This window comes from Qipengyuania sp. NPDC077410, from assembly GCF_044543405.1.
In the GTDB taxonomy this organism is placed as follows: domain Bacteria; phylum Pseudomonadota; class Alphaproteobacteria; order Sphingomonadales; family Sphingomonadaceae; genus Qipengyuania; species Qipengyuania pacifica.
The window spans coordinates 950,856-974,119 of record NZ_JBITWB010000001.1 but is presented as its reverse complement, the minus strand read 5'-3'; the positions used below and the strand labels follow the sequence as shown (position 1 = coordinate 974,119).

Annotated in this window: 22 protein-coding genes; 13 read left to right on the top strand and 9 right to left on the bottom strand. The window is 63.3% G+C overall.

The features are described from left to right. Nucleotides 1-2: 2 nt before the first annotated feature. The 7 genes from purE to ACIGGE_RS04750 all read left to right on the top strand — a co-directional run bounded on the left by purE (nucleotide 3) and on the right by ACIGGE_RS04750 (nucleotide 6,916). The gene (gene purE / locus ACIGGE_RS04780) at nucleotides 3-485 is read left to right on the top strand and encodes a 5-(carboxyamino)imidazole ribonucleotide mutase (RefSeq protein WP_397489590.1); all 483 of its coding nucleotides are present in this window, start codon (nucleotides 3-5) and stop codon (nucleotides 483-485) included. Beyond that, nucleotides 485-1,540 (top strand): 5-(carboxyamino)imidazole ribonucleotide synthase, encoded by a 1,056-nt coding sequence (locus tag ACIGGE_RS04775; RefSeq protein ID WP_397489929.1) that lies wholly within the window; start codon nucleotides 485-487, stop codon nucleotides 1,538-1,540. The genes purE and ACIGGE_RS04775 overlap by 1 nt, the downstream gene beginning before the upstream one ends. Continuing rightward, nucleotides 1,537-2,034 carry a dihydrofolate reductase gene (locus ACIGGE_RS04770; RefSeq protein WP_397489589.1) on the top strand — a complete coding sequence of 166 codons (498 nt, stop codon included), beginning with the start codon at nucleotides 1,537-1,539 and terminating at the stop codon, nucleotides 2,032-2,034. The genes ACIGGE_RS04775 and ACIGGE_RS04770 overlap by 4 nt, the downstream gene beginning before the upstream one ends. Then, nucleotides 2,031-2,963 carry a bifunctional riboflavin kinase/FAD synthetase gene (locus tag ACIGGE_RS04765; protein WP_397489588.1) on the top strand — a complete coding sequence of 311 codons (933 nt, stop codon included), beginning with the start codon at nucleotides 2,031-2,033 and terminating at the stop codon, nucleotides 2,961-2,963. Before ACIGGE_RS04770 ends, ACIGGE_RS04765 begins: the two co-directional genes overlap by 4 nt. Nucleotides 2,964-3,117: 154 nt before the next feature. Continuing rightward, nucleotides 3,118-5,961 carry an isoleucine--tRNA ligase gene (gene ileS, locus ACIGGE_RS04760; protein WP_397489587.1) on the top strand — a complete coding sequence of 948 codons (2,844 nt, stop codon included), beginning with the start codon at nucleotides 3,118-3,120 and terminating at the stop codon, nucleotides 5,959-5,961. An 8-nt stretch (nucleotides 5,962-5,969) separates the two neighbouring features. Beyond that, nucleotides 5,970-6,506, top strand: coding sequence for a signal peptidase II (lspA, locus tag ACIGGE_RS04755; protein ID WP_301641952.1), 537 nt, complete (start codon nucleotides 5,970-5,972; stop codon nucleotides 6,504-6,506). Then, entirely contained in the window at nucleotides 6,506-6,916 is a 411-nt protein-coding gene (locus tag ACIGGE_RS04750) for a DUF3035 domain-containing protein (protein ID WP_103024662.1), read from the top strand. Before lspA ends, ACIGGE_RS04750 begins: the two co-directional genes overlap by 1 nt. Nucleotides 6,917-7,240: 324 nt before the next feature. Here the strand turns inward: ACIGGE_RS04750 and ACIGGE_RS04745 are convergent, their stop codons facing one another. Then, on the bottom strand, nucleotides 7,241-8,539 hold the full coding sequence (locus ACIGGE_RS04745) for a hemolysin family protein (RefSeq protein ID WP_397489585.1): 1,299 nt from the start codon (nucleotides 8,537-8,539) through the stop codon (nucleotides 7,241-7,243). Between the two features lie 184 nt (nucleotides 8,540-8,723). On the opposite strand from ACIGGE_RS04745, the gene ACIGGE_RS04740 reads away from it, so the two are divergent. Beyond that, nucleotides 8,724-9,419, top strand: coding sequence for an OmpA family protein (locus tag ACIGGE_RS04740; protein ID WP_103024664.1), 696 nt, complete (start codon nucleotides 8,724-8,726; stop codon nucleotides 9,417-9,419). Nucleotides 9,420-9,479: 60 nt separating this feature from the next. Here the strand turns inward: ACIGGE_RS04740 and ACIGGE_RS04735 are convergent, their stop codons facing one another. After that, entirely contained in the window at nucleotides 9,480-10,256 is a 777-nt protein-coding gene (locus ACIGGE_RS04735; RefSeq protein WP_222826849.1) for a 3'(2'),5'-bisphosphate nucleotidase CysQ, read from the bottom strand. Nucleotides 10,257-10,372: 116 nt separating this feature from the next. Between ACIGGE_RS04735 and sucC the strand changes: the two genes are divergently transcribed. From sucC to ACIGGE_RS04715, 4 genes are all read left to right on the top strand, one after another. Then, nucleotides 10,373-11,572 carry an ADP-forming succinate--CoA ligase subunit beta gene (gene sucC, locus ACIGGE_RS04730; protein ID WP_222826850.1) on the top strand — a complete coding sequence of 400 codons (1,200 nt, stop codon included), beginning with the start codon at nucleotides 10,373-10,375 and terminating at the stop codon, nucleotides 11,570-11,572. Nucleotides 11,573-11,770: 198 nt separating this feature from the next. Beyond that, entirely contained in the window at nucleotides 11,771-12,517 is a 747-nt protein-coding gene (locus tag ACIGGE_RS04725; RefSeq protein ID WP_103024667.1) for an electron transfer flavoprotein subunit beta/FixA family protein, read from the top strand. Nucleotides 12,518-12,544: 27 nt separating this feature from the next. Next, nucleotides 12,545-13,474, top strand: a complete 930-nt coding sequence (locus ACIGGE_RS04720) for an electron transfer flavoprotein subunit alpha/FixB family protein (RefSeq protein ID WP_397489584.1) — start codon at nucleotides 12,545-12,547, stop codon at nucleotides 13,472-13,474. Between the two features lie 62 nt (nucleotides 13,475-13,536). Next, complete coding sequence (locus tag ACIGGE_RS04715) at nucleotides 13,537-14,439, top strand: energy transducer TonB (protein WP_397489583.1); 903 nt, start codon at nucleotides 13,537-13,539, stop codon at nucleotides 14,437-14,439. 12 nt (nucleotides 14,440-14,451) lie between these two features. Here the strand turns inward: ACIGGE_RS04715 and ACIGGE_RS04710 are convergent, their stop codons facing one another. From ACIGGE_RS04710 to ACIGGE_RS04685, 6 genes are all read right to left on the bottom strand, one after another. Further along, nucleotides 14,452-15,663 carry a DUF445 domain-containing protein gene (locus tag ACIGGE_RS04710; protein WP_397489582.1) on the bottom strand — a complete coding sequence of 404 codons (1,212 nt, stop codon included), beginning with the start codon at nucleotides 15,661-15,663 and terminating at the stop codon, nucleotides 14,452-14,454. A gap of 65 nt (nucleotides 15,664-15,728) precedes the next feature. Continuing rightward, nucleotides 15,729-19,199: an efflux RND transporter permease subunit gene (locus ACIGGE_RS04705; RefSeq protein ID WP_196847314.1), complete on the bottom strand. Its 3,471-nt coding sequence runs from the start codon at nucleotides 19,197-19,199 to the stop codon at nucleotides 15,729-15,731. 14 nt (nucleotides 19,200-19,213) lie between these two features. Next, nucleotides 19,214-20,413, bottom strand: coding sequence for an efflux RND transporter periplasmic adaptor subunit (locus tag ACIGGE_RS04700; RefSeq protein ID WP_397489581.1), 1,200 nt, complete (start codon nucleotides 20,411-20,413; stop codon nucleotides 19,214-19,216). Between the two features lie 239 nt (nucleotides 20,414-20,652). Beyond that, the gene (locus ACIGGE_RS04695; RefSeq protein ID WP_103024673.1) at nucleotides 20,653-20,916 is read right to left on the bottom strand and encodes a GlsB/YeaQ/YmgE family stress response membrane protein; all 264 of its coding nucleotides are present in this window, start codon (nucleotides 20,914-20,916) and stop codon (nucleotides 20,653-20,655) included. Nucleotides 20,917-21,066: 150 nt separating this feature from the next. Then, complete coding sequence (locus ACIGGE_RS04690; RefSeq protein ID WP_103024674.1) at nucleotides 21,067-21,366, bottom strand: DUF1153 domain-containing protein; 300 nt, start codon at nucleotides 21,364-21,366, stop codon at nucleotides 21,067-21,069. Then, nucleotides 21,363-21,677, bottom strand: a complete 315-nt coding sequence (locus tag ACIGGE_RS04685) for a hypothetical protein (protein WP_146029865.1) — start codon at nucleotides 21,675-21,677, stop codon at nucleotides 21,363-21,365. The genes ACIGGE_RS04690 and ACIGGE_RS04685 overlap by 4 nt, the downstream gene beginning before the upstream one ends. 82 nt (nucleotides 21,678-21,759) lie before the next feature. Here ACIGGE_RS04685 and mnmA point away from each other — a divergent pair, with 82 nt between their 5' ends. After that, nucleotides 21,760-22,914: a tRNA 2-thiouridine(34) synthase MnmA gene (gene mnmA / locus ACIGGE_RS04680; RefSeq protein WP_397489580.1), complete on the top strand. Its 1,155-nt coding sequence runs from the start codon at nucleotides 21,760-21,762 to the stop codon at nucleotides 22,912-22,914. Here mnmA and ACIGGE_RS04675 read toward each other — a convergent pair. After that, a complete protein-coding gene (locus tag ACIGGE_RS04675; RefSeq protein ID WP_397489579.1) occupies nucleotides 22,911-23,255 on the bottom strand; it encodes a hypothetical protein in 345 nt (114 codons plus the stop codon). The two genes, mnmA and ACIGGE_RS04675, sit on opposite strands and share 4 nt — an antisense overlap. Between the last annotated feature and the right edge of the window lie 9 nt (nucleotides 23,256-23,264).

Below are 23,264 nucleotides of genomic sequence, written 5' to 3'. Positions count from 1 at the left end.
GGATGGGCGCCAAAGTTGCCATCGTCATGGGTAGCCAGTCCGACTGGGAAACCATGACCTGCGCTGTAGAAGTGCTCGACGAGCTCGGCGTGGAAAGCGACGTGCGCATCGTATCCGCGCATCGCACGCCCGACCGGATGTACGATTTTGCCAAGGGTGCGGCGGACGCGGGTTTCGAAGTCATCATCGCCGGCGCCGGCGGTGCGGCCCACCTTCCCGGCATGATCGCCGCGCTCACCCATATTCCCGTGCTCGGCGTGCCGGTGCAGTCCAAGGCGCTTTCGGGGCAGGACAGCCTGCTGTCGATCGTCCAGATGCCGGCCGGGGTTCCCGTGGGGACGCTGGCCATCGGCAAGGCAGGGGCGACCAATGCGGGGCTGCTGGCCGCGGCCATTCTTGCCAATCACGATACCGCCGTGTCGCAGCGCCTACAGGACTGGCGCGCGGCCCGCAGTGCGGCCGTGACCGAGCGTCCCGTCGGTTGATGCTGAAGCGCGGCAGCACGATCGGGATATTGGGTGGCGGCCAGCTTGGCCGGATGATGGCGGTCAGCGCGGCCCAGCTCGGCTATCGCTGCATCGCCTACGCGCCCGAGGGCGACAATGTCGTCAGCGACGTGTGCGACGACATCTTCACCAACAAATGGGACGATGCAGCCGCAGTCGCCGCCTTCGCGGCGCAATGCGATGCCGTCACCTGGGAATTCGAGAACGTGCCCGTCGCCACGGCGGCGTCTATCCCCGAAGACCGGATATTCCCGCATCCGCGCGCGCTCGAAACCGCGCAGGACCGGCTGAACGAGAAGCGCTTCGTCGAAGGGCTCGGCGGCCGACCGGCGGCGTATGCCCGCATCGATTCGCGCGCCGATCTGGAAGCCGCGATCGACACTCTGGGCGCACCGGGCATTCTCAAGACGCGGCGCGACGGATATGACGGCAAGGGCCAGTGGCGCATTGGTTCGGACCGCGATGCCCAAGGTCTGAACCTGCCGGACATGCCCTTGATTTACGAAGCTTTCGTCGAATTCGAGGCCGAGTTTTCGGTCATCCTGGTCCGCGGGCAGGACGGGGAAATCCGCTTCTGGGATTCCACGCGCAATTCGCATGATCACGGCATTCTTGCGACTTCGTCCCTGCCCGCTGGCGAAGCCATCGCGGCGCAGGTCGGCGAGGCGCGGGAGCTGGCGCGGCAGGTGGCCGATGCGCTGCGCTATGTAGGCGTGCTGACGCTGGAATTCTTCGCCACGCGGGATGGGCCGGTGTTCAACGAGATGGCACCGCGGGTCCACAATTCGGGGCACTGGACGATCGAGGGCGCGGCCACGAGCCAGTTCGAAAATCACATCCGCGCCGTGGCCGGACTGCCGCTGGGCGACACCGCCACGGTCGCCAGGTCGGTGACCATGACGAACATCATCGGGCGCGATATTCTCGAAACCGAACAATGGCTTAGTCAGCCCGACACGCATCTGCACGACTATGGCAAGGCCGAGGTTCGCGACGGGCGCAAGATGGGCCATGTAACGAAGCTGGAACGGTGAAGCTGTTCCTGATCTATGCCCGCGCGGCCAATGGCTGCATCGGTCGGGACGGGGCGTTGCCGTGGCATCTGCCGGCCGATCTGAAGCGGTTCAAGGCGCTGACCATGGGCAAGCCGATGATCATGGGACGCAAGACTTTCGAGAGCCTTCCGGGCCTGTTGCCGGGCCGCAGGCACATCGTACTGACCCGCCGGGAGCGCTGGGATTCGACCGGCGCCGAACTGGCGAGGGATGTCAATCAAGCGTTTGATCTGGCGTCGAACACTGCCGAACAGGCGGCAGTGATCGGCGGCGCGGCGATTTTCGATGTCTTCATGCCGCTGGCCGACCGGATCGAGCTGACCGACATCCATGCCGATTTCGAAGGCGATACCTTCATGCCCGCCCCCGGACCCGAATGGCGCGAGATCGCCCGCGAGGACCACCCTGCCGAAGGCGATGCCCCCGCCTACAGCTTCGTCACGCTGGAACGGGCGCGGGAGTATGCCGCGTGAGGTTCCTCGACCACCGCGAGCCATTGCCTGAAAGCCTGCGCGGCGCGATCGTGGCGCTGGGCAATTTCGACGGTTTCCACCTGGGCCACCAGGCCGTGGCAGGCGAGGCGATCCGCTGGGCGCGCGAGGAAGGCCGACCGGCCATCATCGCCACTTTCGATCCGCACCCCGTGCGCCATTTCCAGCCCGATGCCCCGCCCTTCCGGCTGACGACGCTGGAACAGCGGCAGGAGCTGTACCTCGCCGCCGGGGCGACCGCGATGCTGGTGTTCCATTTCGACGGCGAACTGGCCGGAACCACGGCAGAGGATTTCGTGCAGCGGCTGCTGGGCGACCATCTGGGCGTGGCAGGCGTGGTGACGGGCGGGGATTTCACCTTCGGCAAGGCGCGCGGCGGCAATTTCGACAGGCTGGTCAGCCTGGGCAAGGACGTCGGGATCGAGGCGCGTGCGGTGCCGCCCGTGCTGGATGGCGGCGAGGCCGTATCGTCGAGCCGCGTGCGCAATGCCCTGCGCGACGGCGATCCACAGGAAGCGGCGCGGCTGCTGACCCGCCCCTTCGCCATTCGCGGCGTGGTCCAGCATGGCGACAAGCGCGGTCGCGAGATCGGTTATCCCACGGCGAACCTGCCGGTGGAACATTACCTGCGCCCCAGATACGGCATTTACGCCGTGACCGGGCGCATCCTGTCGACCGGGCAGGAGCTGAAGGGCGCGGCCAATATCGGCGTGCGGCCCCAGTTCGATCCGCCCAAGGAATTGCTGGAGCCCTATTTCTTCGATTTTTCGGGCGATCTCTACGGGCAGGAGATCGAAGTCGCCTTCCATCACTTCCTGCGCGGCGAGGCGAAGTTCGACAGTCTCGACGCGCTGGTGGCGCAGATGGACAGGGATTGCGACGAAGCGCGGCGGTTGCTGGCGCCGGTTTAGCGACTCGTCATTCGCGCGCAGGCTGTAATCCAGCCTGGAAATGCAGTGGCCCCCGCGCCGGATCCCCGCCTGCGCGGAGATGACGGTGAGAGGCGGGCGGGCAGGCCACTCCGCACTTTCCTACACGGCTGCTTTGCCCTAACGGCCAGCACCTATGTCCGAAAAGCGCGATTACCGAGATACCGTCTTCCTGCCGAAGACCGATTTCCCCATGAAGGCCGGCCTCCCCCAGAAGGAGCCGGGCATTGCTGCACGCTGGGAATCGGACGGGCTGTATCAGCAGCTGCGCGAGGCACGCGCCGACCGCGAGAAGTTCATCTTCCACGATGGTCCGCCCTACGCCAATGGCGACATGCATATCGGCCATGCGCTGAACCACACGCTGAAGGACATGGTCTGCCGCACGCAGAACCTGCTGGGCAAGAATGCGCCCTATGTTCCGGGCTGGGACTGCCACGGCCTGCCGATCGAGTGGAAGGTCGAAGAACAGTACCGCAAGAAGAAGCTGGACAAGAAAGCGGTCCCGGCGAAGGAATTCCGCGCCGAATGCCGCTCCTATGCGCAGCACTGGGTCGATGTGCAGCGCGAACAGCTGAAGCGGCTGGGCATCATGGCGGACTGGGACAATCCCTATCTGACCATGCAGTTCGACAGCGAGGCGACCATTGTGGCCGAGCTGATGAAGTTCGCCGAAGCGGGCAATCTCTATCGCGGTTCGAAGCCGGTGATGTGGAGCCCGGTGGAAGAAACCGCGCTGGCCGAAGCCGAAGTCGAATACGAGGACATCACCAGCACGCAGATCGATGTCGCGTTCGAGATCACCGAGAGCCCGATCGAAGAACTGGTCGGCGCGCATGCGGTGATCTGGACCACAACGCCTTGGACGATCCCGGTCAACCAGGCTTTGGCCTATGGGCCGGACATTGAATACGCGCTTATCAGCTGGCCGAACGCCAAATATCTGGTGGCCCGCGAGCTTGCTGCTGAGTTTATCACTCGCATAACCACCGTTCCGAGTGGACAACCGTCCGAACCATGGCCCGACGCCGATAAGTGGGATGAGAATCTCCAGATATTCAAAGGCTCCGACCTCGCCGGAACGGTCGCGCGCCACCCGATGCACAAGCTCGGCGGATTCTACGCCAAGCCCCGCCCCTTCCTGCCGGGCGACTTCGTCACCACCGACAGCGGTACGGGTCTGGTCCACATGTCGCCCGATCACGGCGAGGACGATTTCCTGCTGTGCCGCAAGCATGACATCGAACCGGTGTTCGCCGTCATGGCCGACGGACGTTATCGCGACGACTGGGAATGGCTGGGTGCGGGCGATGTGGACGCGGACGGCAAGGAACGCCGCCGCAGCGTCATCAACAAGCCGTTCAATTCGCCCGAAGGCCCGATCTGTTCGGACCTGCGCGAAGCCGGTGGGCTGCTGTCCGCCAGCGACGACTACCAGCATTCCTATCCGCATAGCTGGCGCAGCAAGGCCAAGGTCATCTATCGCTGCACGCCGCAATGGTTCGTGCCGATGGACAAGGACCTTGCCGGTGGCGGCACGCTGCGCAGCCGTGCCCTGCAAGCCATCGCCGACACGCGCTTCGTCCCCGAAAAGGGCCGCAACCGCATCGGTTCGATGGTCGAGGGCCGCCCCGACTGGGTGCTGTCCCGCCAGCGCGCCTGGGGCGTGCCGATCACGCTGTTCGTGAAGAACGGCACGGGCGAATATCTGCAGGATGCAGACGTGAACGCCCGCGTGATCGCTGCCGTACGCGAAGAGGGCGTCGATGCCTGGGACGAGGCGCGCAAGGCCGAATTCCTCGGTTCCGCGCACAATCCCGACGATTACGAGATGGTCACCGACATTCTCGACGTCTGGTTCGATTCGGGCTGCACCCACGCCTTCGTCCTCGAATCGGGACGCTGGCCGGACATGCAGTGGCCCGCCGACCTCTATCTGGAAGGCAGCGACCAGCACCGCGGCTGGTTCCAGTCGAGCCTGCTGGAAAGCTGCGCGACGCGCGGCCGCGCGCCCTTCGACCAGATCCTGACCCATGGGTTCACCATGGCGAGCGACGGGCGCAAGATGTCCAAGAGCCTTGGCAATACCATCGACCCGCTGAAGGTGATGGAACAGTATGGCGCCGACATCATCCGCCTGTGGGCGCTGAGCGTCGATTTCACCGAGGATCACCGCATCGGCGATGAAATCCTCAAGGGCGTGGGCGACCAGTATCGCAAACTGCGCAATACCTTCCGCTATCTGCTGGGCGCGCTGGACGGTTTCGTGGGCGACATGGGCGATGCCGGGGAAATCCCCGAGCTGGAACGCTATGTCCTGGCCCTGCTGGCCGATCTGGACGGCAAGCTGCGCAAGGCGGTCGAGGATTACGACTTCAACGCCTATACCCGCCTGCTGGTCGATTTCTGCAACGAAGACCTGTCGGCCTTCTATTTCGATATCCGCAAGGACAGCCTCTATTGCGACGGACCGGATTCGGTGCGCCGCAACGCCTATCGCACCGTGCTGGACATATTGTTCCATGCGCTGGTCCGCTATGCCGCGCCGGTGCTGGTCTTTACGGCGGAAGAAGTGTGGAGCACGCGCTATCCGGATGGCGGCAGCGTCCACCTGCTGGAGTGGCCGGGCGTGCCGGGCGTCACCGCGGACGGGGCGAAGTGGGACAAGCTGCGCGCCTTGCGCGAAGACGTGATGGAAGCGATCGAACCGCTGCGGCGCGAAAAGGTCATCCGGTCCGGCCTGGAAGCCGATGTAATCGTTCCCGCCGACGCTGTGCCGGAAGGTTTCAGCGACGATGATCTGGCCGAACTGTTCATCACCGCGTCAGTGACGCGTAGCGATAGCGCGGATGTGACGGTCACACGGACATCCGAAAACAAATGCGGGCGCTGCTGGCGCCTGCTTCCTTCCGTGACGGAAGACGGCGATCTATGCGACCGCTGCGAGCCCGTCGTCGCCCAACTGGATGCCGCCCGATGAACCCGATCATGAAGAACCGCATCATCGGCTGCGTGACGGCACTGGCCATCTTCGTGGTGGACCAGCTGACCAAGAATTACGTCACCAAGGGGCTGGGCATCGACCGTGTCGGCGATGCGATGGAAATCCTGCCCTTCTTCGACCTGCGCTTCACCCGCAATTTCGGCGTGTCGCTGGGCATGTTCGAAGCGACCAGTCCGGAAATGCGCTGGGGCCTGGTGCTCGTGACCGCGCTGATCGCCCTGGTGGTGACGGTGTGGATGATGCGCGAGAAGCTGCTGGCGGATATCCTGGCACTGTCGCTGATCCTTGGCGGGGCGCTGGGCAATATCAAGGATCGCTACGATCTCGGCTATGTCGTCGATTTCGCCGATCTGCATTTCGGGGAATTCCGCCCCTTCCTCATTTTCAACGTAGCCGATGCGGCTATCACCATCGGTGTCGTCATCGTCCTTGCGCGTGCCTTCTTCATGGGCGACAAGGACAAGGCGGAGGTCGATGGCCTCATGAACAGCAAGGCGGCCGATGCCGCGGAGAGCAAGTGATGATCAAATTCGCCCGAATCGCCCTGATGGCCGGCCTCGGCGCCATGACCGCAGCCTGCGGCAGCGGGGGCCTTCTCGACCGCAACCGGCCCGATGAATTCGCCGTGCAGCGCCAGGCGCCGCTGGTGGTTCCGCCCGATTTCAACCTGCAGCCGCCCCAGCCCGGCGCCCCGCGCCCGAGCGAAGGCAGCGCCGCTGCCCAGACGCTGGACGTGTTGTTCGGCGGTCCGCAGGCCCGTAGCGGCGTGGAAACCAGCATGCTGGAACGCGCCGGTGCCGCCGAACCCGGCATTCGCAGCGCTGTGGGCGACCCGCAGACCGCGACCGTCGCCAAGGGCGCAGTGACCCGCGACATCATCGCCGCCCCCGAAGGCGACGGTGCAACCGCAAGCGCGGTGATACCGGGCTGAAGCCCGGGTTTTGTTCAGCCTCATGCGCCGGCGGCCGCGTGTGCGGCCTTAGGCTGTCCTCGCTCACACGCCCTTCGGGCGCATCGCTGCGGGCGGCCAGTCGGCCTTGCCTCGCCTGCGGCTCGGGCACTTTCGCCAGTCGTATGGTGTGCGCCAGATCCGGGCCGGTGAAGGTCCGGCAGGGGCGACCGCCCGCCCGCAGCGGGTGCAGCGGGTGCAGCGGGTGCAGCGGGTGCAGCTCGCTGCACGTCCAGCGAGGACGAACCCGCAAAGGCGGGTTCGCAAGTTAAGGAATCTCGAAATCCGTTGGCCTGGCCAAGCTCGTCAGCCCGCCTCGCGGCTCACCAGCAGCTTGTCGATCCGGCGACCGTCCATGTCGACCACTTCGAAACGCCAGCCCTGATCGGTGAAATAGTCGCCTTCGCCGGGCAGGCGCTTGAGCACATGCAGCGCGTAGCCCGCCGCCGTGCCGAATTCGCGATCGTCGCCATATTCGAGGCCCAGCCGGTCGGCGAGCACATCGGCCGAGAGCGAGCCGGAGACCAGCAGGCTGCCGTCTTCCCGCTCGACCACGCCCGGACCTTCGGCACCGTCCTGATCGCTGAGGAAATTGCCGACCAGCGCGGTGAGCAGATCGACCGGGGTGACGATGCCGTCGAGATGGCCGTATTCGTCATGCACCATGGCCATCGCTATTTCGGCCTGCTGCAGCACGCGCAGCGCATCGACCGCATCCAGCTGATCGGGCACGACCTCGGTCTTGATCATCAGGGCGCGCAGATCGATCGGTTCCTTGGCGATCAGGCGCGTCAGGATATCGCGCACCTTGACCACGCCCAGCACCCTGTCGGCCGAGCCTTCCGCCACGGGCATGAGCGAATGCGGGCTGGTGTCGATCGCCGCACGAATGGCCGCCGCGTCCGCATCGGCATCGATCCAGTCGACTTCGGTACGCGGGGTCATAAGCTCGCGTACGGGCCGCTGGGCGAGGCGCACGACGCCCTGCAGCATCTGGTGCTGTTCGCTTTCGATCACCCCGCTGCGGGTGGCTTCGGCAAAGAGCATGTGCAGTTCTTCCGCCGTGACCGAGCTTTGCCCCGAAGGACGCACGCCGAGCAGGCGAATCAGCACGCCCGAGGACGCATCGAGCAGCCACACGAGCGGCGCCGCCACGCGCGCCAGGATCGCCATGGGCCGCGCCATGACCAGCGAGATGGGCACCGCCGCCCGCAGCGCGATCTGCTTGGGCACGAGCTCGCCGATGACCAGCGTGGCATAGGTGGTGATGGCGATGACCGACGCGAAGCCGATTTCCGCGGCATATTGCTGGGGCACGCCCAGCATGGCGAGCCGTTCGCCCGTGGGTCCGCCCAAGCTGGCGCCCGAATAGGCACCCGAAATGATCCCGACCAGCGTGATGCCGATCTGCACGGTCGACAGGAATTTACCCGGATCGGATGCCAGGGAGATGGCCGTGGCGGCGCCCTTGCTCCCTTTGGAGGCGGCCTGCTGGAGGCGCGATGTCTTGGCCGACACGATGGCAAGCTCGCTCATGGCGAAGACGCCGTTGAGCACGATCAGCCCGATGATGATCAGCAGGTCTGTCCAGGGAAAGGGTGTCACGCGGCAACGGCTAGCACAAAAGTGCGCCGCTGCCAGCGCCCCGCGTGAAACTTATCTGACATGGCTGTGGAACGGCAGGGGCGTTGAAAGGTTTGAGGAACAGCGACGCGGGTGGGCGCGTCCGGTACCACTCGCCCGGAGCCGCCCCATGGGTCGGATGCCGCGCAGAAAAGGGGAAGAATAGATGAAGAACTCACGCATTCTCACAGCCAGCCTTGCAGCCGTTTCGCTGCTGACCGTATCAGCCTGTGTCACCGATCCGAACACCGGCGAACGCAAGGTCTCGCGCACCGTGCTCGGCGGCGCCGGCGGCGCGGTTGCAGGCGGCCTGCTCGGCGGGCTCATCGGCGGCAAGACCGGCCGCATCATCGGCGCCGCAGCAGGCGGCATCGGTGGCGGCGTCATCGGCTACAAGATGGACCAGCAGATCAAGGAACTGGAAGAACAGACCGCCGGCACCGGCGTCGACGTTTCCGAAACCGATGGCGGCGAAGCCATTCTCGTCAACCTGCCCGACGGCGTCACATTCTCGACCGGCAGCTACACCATTTCGCCGGGCTTCCGCGATCTGCTCGACCGCGTGGCCGGCAGCCTGCGCCAGTATCCCAACAGCCTGATCGACGTATACGGTCACACCGACACGACCGGCTCGGCCACCACGAACCAGCGCCTGTCGGAACAGCGCGCACAGGCCGTGGCCAACTACCTGATCTCCCAGGGCGTCAGCTCCTCGCGCGTGCGCTGGATGGGCTTCGGCGAAACCCGCCTCAAGGTCTCGACCGGCGACAATGTGAACGAACCGCTGAACCGGCGCGTCGAAATCAAGATCGTTCCGTTCGATCAGCGGGACATCGAAGCCGCGCAATCGCAGGGAATGTAATACTCCACAGCCCTTCGAGCTGTCGCAACCAACTGGGGCCGGTTTACGCCGGCCCCTTTTTCATTGTGCAGCCGCGACGCGCGTTGCGATCCGTGCCACCGCGGCGGCGTGGATGCCGGGGGCGCTGGCGAGTATGCCGAAGGCGCGGGGATCGCGCTTGTTATAGTCGAGCTTCTTGCCGAAGGCATCGCTGACCGCCGCCCCTGCTTCGCGCGCGATCAGGCCCGCTGCGGCGATATCCCATTCGAAACCCCAGCGCACCGTCGCCACGAGGTCCGCTTCGTCTGCAGCGACCATCGCGATGCGCAAGGCAATCGAGTTGGGCTGATCGACCGTCACCAGATCGGCATCCGCTTTCGGCAAGACATGCGCGGGCACCCGCGAGCCGGCGAATTCCTGGCGCGTGCTGGCAGCAAGCCTGTCGCCGTTGCGGTAGGCGCCCTGCCCCGCCACCGCCTGCCAGGTTTCCTTGCGCGCGGGGGCGCACAAGGTGCCGATGAGCGGGCGCCCGCCACTGATCAAAGCAACGGAAACCGCCCAGCCGGTACGGCCGCGAATGAAATCGCGCGTCCCGTCGACCGGATCGACCAGCCAGATCAGATCATTGTCCAGCCGCGCTGGATCGTCGGCGGTTTCTTCCGACAGCCAGCCTGCCGATGGCAGCAGCGCCCCCAGTTCCCGCTTGAGAAAAGCGTCCACTGCGAGATCGGCTTCGCACACCGGATCGCCGGGCTTTTTCTCCCACGCATTCAGATCGTTCCCCGCCCCCGGCCAGAGGTCGTAGGCGATCCTCCCTGCTTCGGAGACGATGGATTCGAGGCGCTGACTATCGATCATGAAAGAATGCCTGCTGCCTGCACCCGAAAGCGGGCCTTTTCAAGCGCGTCCAGACATGCTTAGGGCCCTCGCAACTCACTTTCCCCAACGCATGACGCGAAGGACGACGCTCCACCATGAACATCCACGAATACCAGGCCAAGGAACTGCTCGCGAAATATGGCATCGGCATACCTGCAGGGCATGCCGCGCTGACGGTCGAAGAGGCCGTGGAGGGTGCGAAGAAGCTGCCCGGACCGCTTTACGTCGTGAAGGCACAGATTCACGCCGGCGGCCGCGGCAAGGGCAAGTTCACCGAACTGGGTCCCGATGCGAAAGGCGGCGTACGCCTGTCGAAGAGCATCGAAGACGTGGAAGCCAATGCCAAGGAAATGCTCGGCAATACGCTGGTAACCGTACAGACGGGTGATGCCGGCAAGCAGGTCAACCGCCTCTACGTGACCGACGGCGTTGACATTGCCAGCGAATACTATCTGTCGATGCTGGTCGACCGCGCTACCGGCCGCGTTGCCATGATCGTATCCACCGAAGGCGGCATGGACATCGAAGAGGTTGCGCATTCGACGCCCGAAAAGATCACCACCATCACCATCGATCCGGCACAGGGCTTCATGCCGCATCACGGCCGGGCAATGGCCTTCGCGCTCAAGCTGACGGGCGATCTGAACAAGCAGGCGCAGAAGCTGGCGAAGCAGCTGTATACCGCCTTCATGGATCTCGACTGCGAAATGCTCGAGATCAACCCGCTCGTTGAAACCGAGGACGGCAACCTTCTGGTGCTCGACACCAAGATGAGCTTCGACGGCAACGCGCTGTTCCGCCACAAGGACGTGGAAGCGCTGCGCGATGTGACCGAGGAAGATCCCGCCGAAGTCGAAGCAAGCGAATACGACCTTGCCTACATCAAGCTGGACGGCAACATCGGCTGCATGGTGAACGGCGCGGGCCTTGCCATGGCGACGATGGACATCATCAAGCTGAACGGCGCTTTTCCGGCCAACTTCCTCGACGTTGGCGGCGGCGCCACCACCGAGAAGGTGACGGCGGCATTCAAGATCATCCTGAAGGATCCGGCGGTCGAGGGCATCCTCGTCAACATCTTCGGCGGCATCATGAAATGCGATGTGATTGCCAACGGCATCGTGCAGGCAGCCAAGGACGTGAACCTTTCGGTGCCCCTCGTCGTACGCCTGGAGGGCACCAATGTCGAAGAAGGCAAAGCCATCCTCGACAATTCTGGCCTCGCCATCGTCAGCGCCGACGATCTGGGCGACGCGGCGAAGAAGATCGTTGCCGAGGTCAAGAAGGCGGCATGATCGCCCGGCACAGATGATCTGCAGCTTTTGAGAGGCGGGCCCCGGAAACGCGGCCCGCCTTTCTATTTCTGGCGTCAGGGAACACTCGTTGGCGGCCAGCCTTATCTAAGCGAAAGCCCGTCGAACGCTCACTTGACGTTTACGTAAACGCAAGATAGGCGGGCGCCACAGTTTCCAGTCGAGAGGAAGGCAGAACCCATGAAAATCCTCGTCCCCGTCAAGCGGGTGATCGATTACAACGTCAAACCGCGCGTCAAGGCCGACGGTTCGGGCGTCGATCTTGCGAACGTCAAGATGAGCATGAACCCGTTCGACGAAATCGCCGTCGAAGAGGCGATCCGCCTGAAGGAAGCAGGCAAGGCCGAAGAGATCATCGCCGTCAGCATCGGCCCGGCAAAGGCGCAGGAAACGCTGCGCACCGCGCTGGCCATGGGCGCCGACCGCGCCATTCTGGTGCAGACCGATGACGAAGTCGAACCGCTCGCCGTTGCCAAGATCCTCAAGGCCATCGCGGACGAGGAACAGCCGGGCATCGTGATGCTGGGCAAGCAGGCGATCGACGACGATTCGAACCAGACCGGCCAGATGCTCGCGGCCCTGATGGGCCGTCCGCAGGGCACCTTCGCCAACACCGTCGAAGTCGACGGCGACAGCGTTACCGTCAAGCGCGAAGTGGATGGGGGCCTGCAGACGGTCAAGCTGACCATGCCGGCAATCGTCACCACCGACCTTCGCCTGAACGAGCCGCGCTACGCGTCGCTCCCCAATATCATGAAGGCGAAGCAGAAGCCGCTCGATACCAAGGCTCCGGCCGATTACGGTGTCGACACCGCACCGCGCCTCAAGACCACCAACGTCTCCGAACCGCCGGTTCGCCAGGCAGGCGAAAAGGTCGAGGACGTCGATGCGCTGGTCGCCAAGATCAAAGCTCTCGGCATTGCATAAGCCAGACAGACGAGAAGGAAGACAGACATGAAAACCCTCGTTTGGGTCGAACACGACAACAAGAGCCTCGCCGATGCGACGCTCGCCGCCGTAACCGCTGCCGGCAAGCTGGGTGAAGTCCACCTGCTGGTCGCGGGCTCGGGCTGCCGCGCGGTGGCCGACGAAGCTGCCAAGATCGAAGGCGTAGGCAAGGTCCATCTCGCCGACGATGCCGCCTACGAGCATGCGCTGCCGGAAAACGTCGCGCCGCTGGTGGCCGATCTGATGGGCCATCACGATGCGTTCGTGGCGCCCGCAACGACGACTGGCAAGAACATCGCTCCGCGCGTCGCTGCGCTGCTCGACGTGATGCAGATTTCTGACATCCTCTCGGTCGAAGGCGACAAAACCTTCACCCGCCCGATCTATGCCGGGAACGCGATCGCGACCGTCGAATCGTCCGACGAGAAGCTGGTGATCACCGTGCGCGGTACGGCCTTCGAAAAGGCCGCTGCCGAAGGCGGCTCGGCAAGTGTCGAAGAGGTTTCGGGGCCTACCGATGCCGGTCTTTCGACTTTCGTCAGCGAAGAAATCGCCGAAAGCGATCGTCCCGAACTGACGAGTGCCAAGGTCATCGTGTCGGGCGGCCGTGCGCTGAAGGATTCCGAAACCTTCGAACAGATCATCACCCCGCTCGCCGACAAGCTCGGTGCCGGGATCGGTGCCAGCCGCGCAGCCGTCGATGCGGGCTACGTTCCGAACGATTACCAAGTCGGTCAGACCGGCAAGATCGTAGCGCCGGAAGTCTATGTCGCCATCGGTATTTCAGGCGCGATCCAGCACCTTGCAGGCATGAAGGATTCCAAGACCATCATCGCCATCAACAAGGACGAGGACGCCCCGATCTTCCAGGTCGCGGACATCGGCCTGGTGGCCGACCTGTTCAAGGCGGTGCCGGAGCTTACTGAAAAGCTCTGAATTGCAACGCTGTAGGAATACTGTAACCCTCTTGCCCCTATCTGGGGCGGGAGGGTTTTTCAGTGCGTGTCGAATATTTCTGGTTAGCTGGCGCCACCGTATCGGCCTTCGCTGGCGCTGCTGCACGAGCAGATGAACAGCCGGTAACTGTCCTTAAACCAGCGAGCGAATGGAACCTCAATTATGCGGAAGATCGCTGTCGTCTAGGCAGACTTTTCGGTGGGGGAACAGACGAGACGATTTTTTGGATTGAACAGAGTGCTCCTTCAGCGTCTTTTTCTTGGCTGATAGCCGGGGGGGGCGTCGATCGCTTGCGATCAACGTCACGGGTTACGGTTGCTTTCGGTCCTGGCTTCGAGCCATTTGATGCTAAACTACCAATACCGAAGAACTTTCGCGGTGCAGAGTTCGAATTGGCAGGCTATGGAAAGGCTCTTCAATCTACGGGCTATTATCAGGAATCACCCACGAATGAGAGCATTGTTGAGACGGCCTCACAACAACTAGATCGAGAAGATGGCGCAAAAATCGAGTTCGTTGAATTTAAAAGCGGCGAACGTCGCGTCCGTCTCGCAACGGGAAATTTAGCCGCTGCATTCACGGCAATGAACGCTTGCACCGCAAACCTTTACGAGTTCTGGGGTGTAGCTGGCGACTTTGGTTCAGATGTAGTCGAACAGCCAAGGCCCAAGAACCAACGAGATTGGGCCCCTCGCATTCAGAGACATTACCCTATCAAGGCGAAACTGCGTGGCGAAGATGCGGCTCTCACACTAAAAGCCCTGATCGGCTCCGATGGACGCGTTGAGAAATGCATCACCATCAAGAATAGCCGTGCAGAGAACTTCGACGAATCCGCGTGCGACACAGTCAAAGAATACGCCGAATTCGAACCGGCGCGTGACAAAAACGGAAGCCCGACGCGGTCCTTTTATACAATCAGTGTCGTTTACGAAACAAATTGAAGATCTGGGTTCTTACGCAACAAAGCCTGACAGGAAATGTAGTGTCAGCCCCACCAGCCCGCCCACCATCGTACCGTTTATGCGGATGAACTGGAGGTCGCGCCCCACGGCGCCCTCTACCCGATCGGTGATCGTCTGGGCGTCCCAGCGGCGAACGGTTTCCGATACGAGCCGCACGATCTGGTCGCCGTAGCGGGTGGCGACACCGACCGCGGTACGGCGGGCAAAGCGGTTGACCTGGCGTTGCAGCCGCGCATCATCGCGCAGGGCGGCGCCCAGTTCGCCCAGCGTCTCACCGAGATAACCGCCGCCCGGTCCATTGGAATTACGGATCGACGTGATCAGATTGGCCCGCAGCCTTTCCCACACACCCTGCCACCATTCGCCGATGGCCGGATTGTCGAGCAGTTCGTTCTTCATACGCTCCACACGCTCCCGCATCTCCGGATCTTCGCGCAGGCCCCTGGCGAGCTCGTGCAGGCCTTCCTCCACCTTGCTGCGGAGAGGATGCTCGGGATCGACCAGAACCTCCGCCAGCAGCTTGTAGAGCCCGTCGAGCACCGAATTGGCGAGCCGCTCGTCGAGGCCGGTGAACCGCAGTACGGCGTTGGCGCGCTTGTGCACCATGTCGCGCACCATCGTTTCGTTGTCTTCGAGTACCAGGCCGGCCCAGCGGATGATCTTGTCGATCAGCGGCTTGTGGCGCCCGTCGGCGATCATCGCGTCGAGCATGCCGCCCAGTAACGGCGCCACTTCGAGCTTGCCGAGCTGGGTCTTTATCCCGCTGCGGACCTGTGTGCCGAGCCGTTCCGGATCGAGCGATTCGAGTACTTCGACGGCGAGTTCCCCCGCCCCCGAACGGATACGCGAATCCTTCATCGCCCCGGGATCCGCCAGATAACTGCCGACGGCGTGCGCGAGGTTCATCGAGCCCATCCGCCGGCCGACGACGGCTGGCGTCAGGAAGTTTTCGCGCAGGAAGCCCGCCATCGTGTCGGCGATGCGATCCTTGTTCTCCGGAATGATCGCCGTGTGCGGTATCGGCAGGCCGAGAGGGCGGCGAAACAGCGCGGTCACGGCGAACCAGTCGGCAAGCCCGCCGACCATGGCCGCTTCGGCAAAGGCGTGGAGATAGCCCCAGGCTGGATGCGCCTCGAGAAAGCGACCGGACCACAGGAACAGCGCGGCCATCAACACGATGAGCCCGGTTGCCGTGCGCCGCATGGTGCGCGCACGGTCTGCCGCTATGGGAGGGTCTCCGGAAGGCAGACCCGCTGGCGAGCGGCCCTTCACTCCGCGGGTTCGACCCCCGGCTCTTGCGAGCCGTTCCGCACGATCCCGCGCGTATCATCGCCTTCCTTGTAGGTCAGCATGCGGGTGCGCAGCCACGGGCCAACCCGCTTTTCGAAGCCGTCGGCAAGGCTGAACCCTGCCGGCACGATAAGCAGCGTAAGCATCGTCGACAGGATCAGTCCGCCAATCACCACGGTACCCATCGGCGCGCGCCATGCCCCGTCGCCGCCGCCGAACACGCCCGACAGGGCCGTCGGCACCATACCGGCCGTCATCGCGACCGTCGTCATCACGATCGGCTGTGCACGCTTGTGGCCGGCATCGATGATGGCGTGCAGCTTGCGCGTGCCCTTGTCCATTTCCTCGATGGCGAAGTCGATCAGCAGGATCGAGTTCTTCGAGACGATACCCAGCAACAGCAGGATGCCGATGTAGACCGGCATCGATTGCGGCTGGCCGAACAGCCACACCAGCAGAATGCCGCCGAGGGGAGCCAGAGCGAGACTGGTCATGTTGACCAGCGGGCTCATCAGGCGCTTGTAGAGCAGCACCAGGACGGCGAACACGAGCAAGACACCCGAGGCGATGGCGATTGTCAGGCTGGTCATGAGCTCGGCCTGCCATTCATCCTGACCCACGACGTCGCGATTCACCCCCTGCGGGAGATCCTGCAGGATCGGCAAGGCATCGATCTTCGCCTGTGCTTCGCCCGTCACCACGCCCTGCGCCAGATCGGCGCCGACAAGAACGCGGCGGTTCTGGTTGTAACGCTGGATCGTGGTCGGACCCGAACCGAAGGTAATGTCGGCAACGCGGGACAGCGGCACCGACCCGCCGCTGGCGGTCTGGACCGGCAGATTACGGATGGTGGTCAGGTCTTCGCGCGATTGCTCCGGCAGCTTGACCCGGATGGGAATCTGGCGATCGGAGAGCGAGAACTTGGCGGCATTCTGTTCGATCTCGCCCATGGTCGCGATGCGGATCGTCTGGCTCAGCGCGACGGTCGTCACACCGAGTTCCGCGGCAATGTTCTCGCGCGGGGTGATGATCAGTTCGGGGCGGTTAATGTCCGCGCTGATGCGCGGCGCGACCAGCATGTCGATGCCCTTCATCTGTTCGACCAGCTTGGCAGCGGTTTCGTTGAGAAGTTCCGGATCCGACCCGGCAAGCATGACGGTCATATCGCGGCCAGACCCGAACCCACCCGATTGCGACGCGAACCGGACGCGCGCATCGGCGATCTGCGCAAAGGTCGGGGCCAGGGCACGCTCAAATTGAATGGAGGTACGCTCACGGTCGGGCCGCAGCGTGATGTAAATCGTCGCCTGTCCTTCGCGCACGCGTTCAAGCGCCCGGTCGACTTCCTGCTGCTGATAGAGGATCGCTGCGACCTGATCGGCTACCCGTTCGGTCGTCTCGAGAGTGGTCCCCGGGACCATCTCGATTTCGATACGGCTATTATCATCGTCGATATTCGGCTGGAACTGTGAAGGCACGATGCCGAACAGCAGAATGGTCAGCAGCAGCGCGAAATAGCCGACGCCCAGCATCCACACGCGGTGATCGAGGAAGCGGGCACGGAGATATTGCCACACCTGCGCCATGTGATCGCCGAAACGCCGGACAATGAAACCCAGGATTGCGAAGGCGGCCAGTGTGGCCAGCAGTCCGGCAGCGAGGGCCAGCGCAAGCTGGATCACGCCGACAAGTTTTGAAAGGATTTCAGCAGGCAGGCTGGCATTGGGGCCAGCGATCATGGCCGAAATGCCGAACCCCTGCAAAAATCCCGAAACCGTCATCGTGACACCGGCGGAAACGGCCAGGGCGAGCAGCACGACCAGCAACAGGGACAGGACGTAGAGCCAGCGATGGCGCGGCCCCTCCAGCCCTTCGCGCGCAGCATACATCTTGCCCCGATCGAGCGACCACCGCAGCACGTTCATATAGCGGTCCATCAAGGGACCTTCACCGTGCGCGGCTTCGCCATGGGCTTTGAGGAAATATGCGGCGAGCATCGGCGTGATCATACGTGCGACGGCCAGCGACATGAGCACGGCGACGACGACGGTGAAGCCGAAATTCTTGAAGAACTGGCCCGAAATACCGGGCATGGCTCCGACGGGGAAGAATACCGCAACGATGCAGAAGCTGGTGGCAACCACCGGCAGGCCGATTTCATCGGCAGCATCGATCGATGCCTGATAGGCCGTCTTGCCCATGCGCATGTGTCTGACGATGTTTTCGATCTCGACGATCGCATCGTCCACCAGCACCCCTGCCACCAGGGCCAGCGCGAGAAGGGACAATTGGTTCAGATTGAACCCGAGCAGATCCATGAACCAGAATGTCGGGATAGCCGACAACGGAATGGCGACGGCCGAAATCGCCGTTGCCCGCCAGTCGCGCAGGAAGAAGAACACCACTACCACGGCGAGGATGGCGCCCTCGATCATCGCGGCCATAGCGCTTTCGTACTGCTCCTTGGTGTATTTCACCGTGTTGAACAGCGGGATGAACTTCACACCCGGATTTTCGGCTTCGATCTCCTTGATCTTTTCGAGAGCGTCTTCATAGACGGTGACGTCCGAAGCGCCCTTGGCGCGGCTCATGGCGAAATTGACGACTTCCTTGTCCCCGACCTTGCTGATCGACGTCCGTTCGGAGTATCCGTCGCGCACCTTGGCGACATCGGCGAGCTTAACGGTGCGGCCGCCACCCAGCTGAATCTGGCGCTGGCTCAGCGCATAGGCGTCTTCGCTATTGCCGAGCACGCGAACCGACTGCTTGGTGCCGCCGACTTCGGTCGCGCCACCAGCGGCGTCGATATTGCTTTGCCGCAGCACTCCGTTGATCTGGCTCGCGGTAACACCCAACGCCTGCATCTTAGGCAGGTCGAGGATGACTTCTATCTCGCGATCCACTCCACCGAACCGGCTGACTTCCGCCATGCCTTCGATGCTCAGGAGTTGCTTGGCGACATTATCGTCGATGAACCAGCTCAAGCCTTCGATCGTCATGTCGTCCGCTTCGACGGCATAGATCGCCAGGAAGCCGCCGGAGACTTCCTGTTTGGTTACGCGCGGTTCAATAATCCCGTCAGGCAGGGACCCGCGGATCTGGTCGACCGCGTTCTTAACCTCGGCAACGGCGTCGTTCGGGTCCGTACCGATCTCGAACTCGATAAAAGTATTGGAATTACCCTCGCTCGCCGTCGAATTGATCGAATTGACCCCGTTGATCGAGCGAACGGCGGATTCGACCAGTTGCGTAATCTGGTTTTCGATTTCGGTCGGTGCCGCGCCGGGTTGGGAAATCGATACGCTGACCGCCGGAAATTCGATGTCCGGATTGTTGACTACATCCATGCGGGCAAAGCTGATCAGTCCCGCAAGCAGGAGGGCGGTGAACGCGACCAGCGGAATGACAGGATTGCGGATCGACCAGGCAGAAATGTTCCGGAAGCTCATCTACTTGTCTCCGCTCACTCGGCCTCGGCCGCGCGCGTCTTCACGGTTTCGCCTTCGGTCAGGAACCCACCGGCACGCAGCACGACTTTTTCACTGCCCGTAAGACCGTCGGTAATCACGATGCCCTTCGAAGTAACCGTACCGGTCGTGACCGGACGACGCTCCGCCTTGTTTTCGGCATTGACGATCAGGACGTATGGCCCCTCGCGATCGGACAGGACGGCGCTTTCCGGCAGGATCGGGGCAACGACGGTGCCGCTGGAGATGGTCGCGGTAGCAAATCCACCCGGCCGAAGCCCGGGAGCGTAAGACAGCGCTATGCGCACAGTGCCTTGCCTGTCTTCAGGGCTGATCGTGGGCGAAAGCTGCCAGACCTGCCCGGTATAAAGCTGGTTGGTGCCGACAGGGCGGATCTGCGCCCTCGTTCCGACGGAGATGGAACTGAGAGCATCTTCGTTCAGACGAGCCAGCATTTCCATTTCGCCGCCGCGCGCGATGCGGAACAGGGGGGCAGCCCCTGCGCTGACCGTCTGGCCGGTTTCGACACTGCGCTCCAAGACATAGCCGGAATCGGGTGCGACGATATTGAGGCGGGCGTTGCGGGCGCGCAATTCGCCGAGCTGTGCCTGCGCCACGCGGACGCGGGCGACCGCAGCATCGCGTGTGGCCGTCAGACGATCGACATCTGCCTTCGAAACGAAGCCGCGATCGACCAGCTGGAGCGCACGGTCGAGATTGGCCTGCGCCAGATTTGCATCGGCCTGGGCCACCTGGATATTGGCCGCGGCGCTCTGGACCTGCTGGGATTGTACGGACTGGTCGATGCTCGCGAGCACCTGTCCCTTGCGGACCCAGTCGCCGGCTTCCACCGGAACGGACACGACGCGGCCGCCTTCACCGACAACGCCCACAGGCATTTCGCGGCGCGCAGACAAAGTACCCGTGGCTGTGATTTGGCCATCGACCGTCGTCCGGCCGGGGGTGATCACGGTCACGGTCGGCGCCTGTGCATTTTCGTCACCCGCCGGCGTCGTCGTGCCTGCGCCGCGCAGGACGAAGAACGCCACGATCGCCACGGCAAGAACGAGCAGAGCAGCAATGATGATGATCCGGCGCTTCTTGCGCGCGGACCCTTCGAATTCGGCGGACTCACGGTCGAGTTCGACCGCAATCGGCTCGCCCTTTTCAGCCATCACTCCAGATTCGTAGTTCATCTTTTCCCTGCCCCAGTAGCGCCACGGATATACGGTGTATTACATGCCTATATCACTTAGCGCAAGATTTTCGCAATCCGGGCGATATACCCGGGTCATGATTAGGGCAATCTAGGGTTCGACCGATGGCATGCATGGCTTGACGAATGTCATCGTCAAACCACAACGGGGAGCAGACACGAAAAGGGCGGAGCGCCTGGTAGCGCTCCGCCCTTCGCGAAATAAGTGTATTGTTCGGCTTAGCGGACGCGTCCGCGCTGAACCATATTGGCGATGCCGAGAAGCACGATTGCGCCCAGCAGCGACATCAGGAGGCCCGGTACGCTGAATTCGGTCAGCGTCGCGCCGATACCGATGAGCGAGCCGATGAAGCCGCCGATGAACGACCCGACGATGCCAACGATGATATTCCAGAAGATGCCCATCGAGGCATCACGGTTCATCACAAGGCTTGCGAGCCAACCGATGATACCGCCGACGATGATTGCGATAATCCAACCCATTACAATTCCTCCTGTTTACCCCGTCAAACCCTTTGGCCCTTCAACGGACCGTCGTGTCATACGGTTCCCTGCGTTGGGTGCAGGAATGCAAGATGAGCGTGTGGGTGGGTGTTTGGTTCCCGCGGAGCGATCCCGGGGAACCGGCCTGGATCAATATTTCAGCTGACGCTCGTAGAGGTCGCGATAATGCTGGATGCGCGTTACCCGCAGGCCCTGCATACCCGAACGGTCGACCGACCGTTGCCATGACGCGAATTCCTCGAGGCTGAGCGAATAGCGTTCGAGCACTTCATCGATGGTCAGCAGACCGCCGTTTACGGCAGCCACGACCTCCGCCTTGCGGCGCACGACCCAGCGCTTCGTCTTGGGTGAAGGCAAGTCGTCAACGGTCAGCGGCTCCCCGAGGGGGCCGATGACTTGTGCAGGGCGGATGTCCTGGTTTTCGATCATTTGTTCTCTCTATCGCCATGCACCGCATCGCTTGCGGCATCCGCAGCACTTAACCCGGTGGGTTTGCCATGGCTTAAATCTTCATGGTTAAACGCCGGTTTACTTTCCTCGCCGACCTCGCGGCGAGCTTCGCCGAATGCGTTGAAGCCGCCGTCGACCTTGCCCAATTCGTCTCGCAAATCGCGAGTCGCGGCGAGTTTTGCGACCAGATCGGTCCAGCGGAACTGCCGCAAAACCGGAGTTTCACGCTGATCCTGGACCTGCGCCCTGTTGATGTGCCCCTCGAACATGCAAGATGGATAGCGCGCCATGGTAAACGATCCGTGAAACCATGATTGTGGGCCTTACGGGGTCCTACTGGTGGCAGGCGCGCAAGCCGTGTATGGGGCGGCAATGCACGCAACCGAAACCCTATCGCCGAACCAGGCCGCTGCACTGTTCGACCTGCCGCGGCCGGCTTCCGAATGCCGTATCGTCGTCGCCATGTCGGGCGGCGTGGACAGTTCCGTCGTGGCCGCGCTCGCGGCGCGCACCGGGGCCGAAGTCATCGGCATCACACTGCAGCTCTACGACTACGGCGCGGCAACCGGGCGCAAGGGTGCGTGCTGCGCCGGGGACGACATTCGCGATGCGCGCGCGGTCGCCGAACGTCTCGGCATCGCGCATTACGTGCATGATCACGAAAGCGCCTTTCGCGAAGACGTGGTCGAAACCTTTGCGGACGATTACCTCGCCGGACGCACGCCGGTGCCCTGCATCAGGTGCAATATGGGGCCCAAATTCACCGATCTGCTCGACATGGCGCGCGAACTGGGGGCGGACTGTCTTGCCACGGGCCATTATGTCCGGCGCGTCATGGGCCCGGCCGGGCCCGAATTGCACCGCGCGGCCGATCCTGCGCGCGACCAGTCCTATTTCCTTTACGCCACGACCGACGACCAGCTCGACTTCCTGCGCTTCCCGCTTGGCGGCATGCCCAAGACCGATGTGCGCGATCTCGCCGAAGGGGCGGGTCTGCGCAATGCAGCCAAGCCCGACAGCCAGGACATCTGCTTCGTTCCCGACGGCGATTACGCCAAGATCGTCAAGAAGATGCGGCCCGAAGGCGCACGGCCGGGCGCGATTGTCCATGCCGCCACGGGCGAAACCCTGGGCGAACACCAGGGCGTCATCCACTACACGGTCGGCCAGCGCCGGGGTCTCGAAATCGGCGGCCAGCCCGAACCCCTTTATGTGGTCGGGATCGATGCCGCCGAAGCGCAGGTGAAGGTCGGCCCCAAGCGCATGCTGGCGGTGGCCGAAGCGCATATCATCGAGACCAATCGCATCGGCCCGCTTCCCGACGTGCCGCTGACGGCCAAGGTCCGCAGTCTCGCCAAGCCGGTGCCGATCGTGCTCGACGGTTCGCTGGGCGACGGCCAGCCCGTGGCGATACGCTTCGCCCAGCCCGAATTCGGCGTGGCCCCGGGCCAGGCGGCGGTGATCTATGCCGGCGACAGGGTCGTCGGTGGCGGCTGGATCGAGTCGACCACGCAGGTCGCCGCCTAGTCCTGCCACTCCTGCAACAGGCAGCCATAGCCTTCGCGGTACGTCGCGGTGTCGGACGCGATGAGCGGGATGGACGCCGTTACGCTTTTCGTCTCCGCATCCTCGCTCAGCGAGATCAGTTCCATGCCGTCCAGCTTGTCCTTGGCGCAATCGTCCAGGCTGCGTCCGGCCACGAAGCGGCACGAACAGGCGACCCGCGCGGCATAGGCCGATCCGGTGGCGCCCGTCTTGCGCAGGCCATCGCCCCACGCCAGCCAGGCAGCGCCCAGCAGCGCGGCGACCAACAGGATCAGCCACAGCCAGCGGCGCGGGTTGCGGGTGTGTGTTTTGGCCGTTGCCAAGCGGGATTC

Excerpts from the sequence above, each read along its gene's own strand:
- purE (WP_397489590.1), top strand. The coding sequence starts at position 3 with ATGGGCGCCAAAGTTGCCATCGTCATGGGTAGCCAGTCCGACTGGGAA.
- ACIGGE_RS04775 (WP_397489929.1), top strand. The coding sequence starts at position 485 with ATGCTGAAGCGCGGCAGCACGATCGGGATATTGGGTGGCGGCCAGCTT.
- ileS (WP_397489587.1), top strand. The coding sequence starts at position 3,118 with ATGTCCGAAAAGCGCGATTACCGAGATACCGTCTTCCTGCCGAAGACC.
- lspA (WP_301641952.1), top strand. The coding sequence starts at position 5,970 with ATGAAGAACCGCATCATCGGCTGCGTGACGGCACTGGCCATCTTCGTG.
- ACIGGE_RS04750 (WP_103024662.1), top strand. The coding sequence starts at position 6,506 with ATGATCAAATTCGCCCGAATCGCCCTGATGGCCGGCCTCGGCGCCATG.
- ACIGGE_RS04740 (WP_103024664.1), top strand. The coding sequence starts at position 8,724 with ATGAAGAACTCACGCATTCTCACAGCCAGCCTTGCAGCCGTTTCGCTG.
- ACIGGE_RS04735 (WP_222826849.1), bottom strand. The coding sequence starts at position 10,256 with ATGATCGATAGTCAGCGCCTCGAATCCATCGTCTCCGAAGCAGGGAGG.
- sucC (WP_222826850.1), top strand. The coding sequence starts at position 10,373 with ATGAACATCCACGAATACCAGGCCAAGGAACTGCTCGCGAAATATGGC.
- ACIGGE_RS04725 (WP_103024667.1), top strand. The coding sequence starts at position 11,771 with ATGAAAATCCTCGTCCCCGTCAAGCGGGTGATCGATTACAACGTCAAA.
- ACIGGE_RS04720 (WP_397489584.1), top strand. The coding sequence starts at position 12,545 with ATGAAAACCCTCGTTTGGGTCGAACACGACAACAAGAGCCTCGCCGAT.
- ACIGGE_RS04710 (WP_397489582.1), bottom strand. The coding sequence starts at position 15,663 with ATGCGGCGCACGGCAACCGGGCTCATCGTGTTGATGGCCGCGCTGTTC.
- ACIGGE_RS04705 (WP_196847314.1), bottom strand. The coding sequence starts at position 19,199 with ATGAGCTTCCGGAACATTTCTGCCTGGTCGATCCGCAATCCTGTCATT.
- ACIGGE_RS04700 (WP_397489581.1), bottom strand. The coding sequence starts at position 20,413 with ATGAACTACGAATCTGGAGTGATGGCTGAAAAGGGCGAGCCGATTGCG.
- ACIGGE_RS04695 (WP_103024673.1), bottom strand. The coding sequence starts at position 20,916 with ATGGGTTGGATTATCGCAATCATCGTCGGCGGTATCATCGGTTGGCTC.
- ACIGGE_RS04690 (WP_103024674.1), bottom strand. The coding sequence starts at position 21,366 with ATGATCGAAAACCAGGACATCCGCCCTGCACAAGTCATCGGCCCCCTC.
- ACIGGE_RS04685 (WP_146029865.1), bottom strand. The coding sequence starts at position 21,677 with ATGGCGCGCTATCCATCTTGCATGTTCGAGGGGCACATCAACAGGGCG.
- mnmA (WP_397489580.1), top strand. The coding sequence starts at position 21,760 with ATGCACGCAACCGAAACCCTATCGCCGAACCAGGCCGCTGCACTGTTC.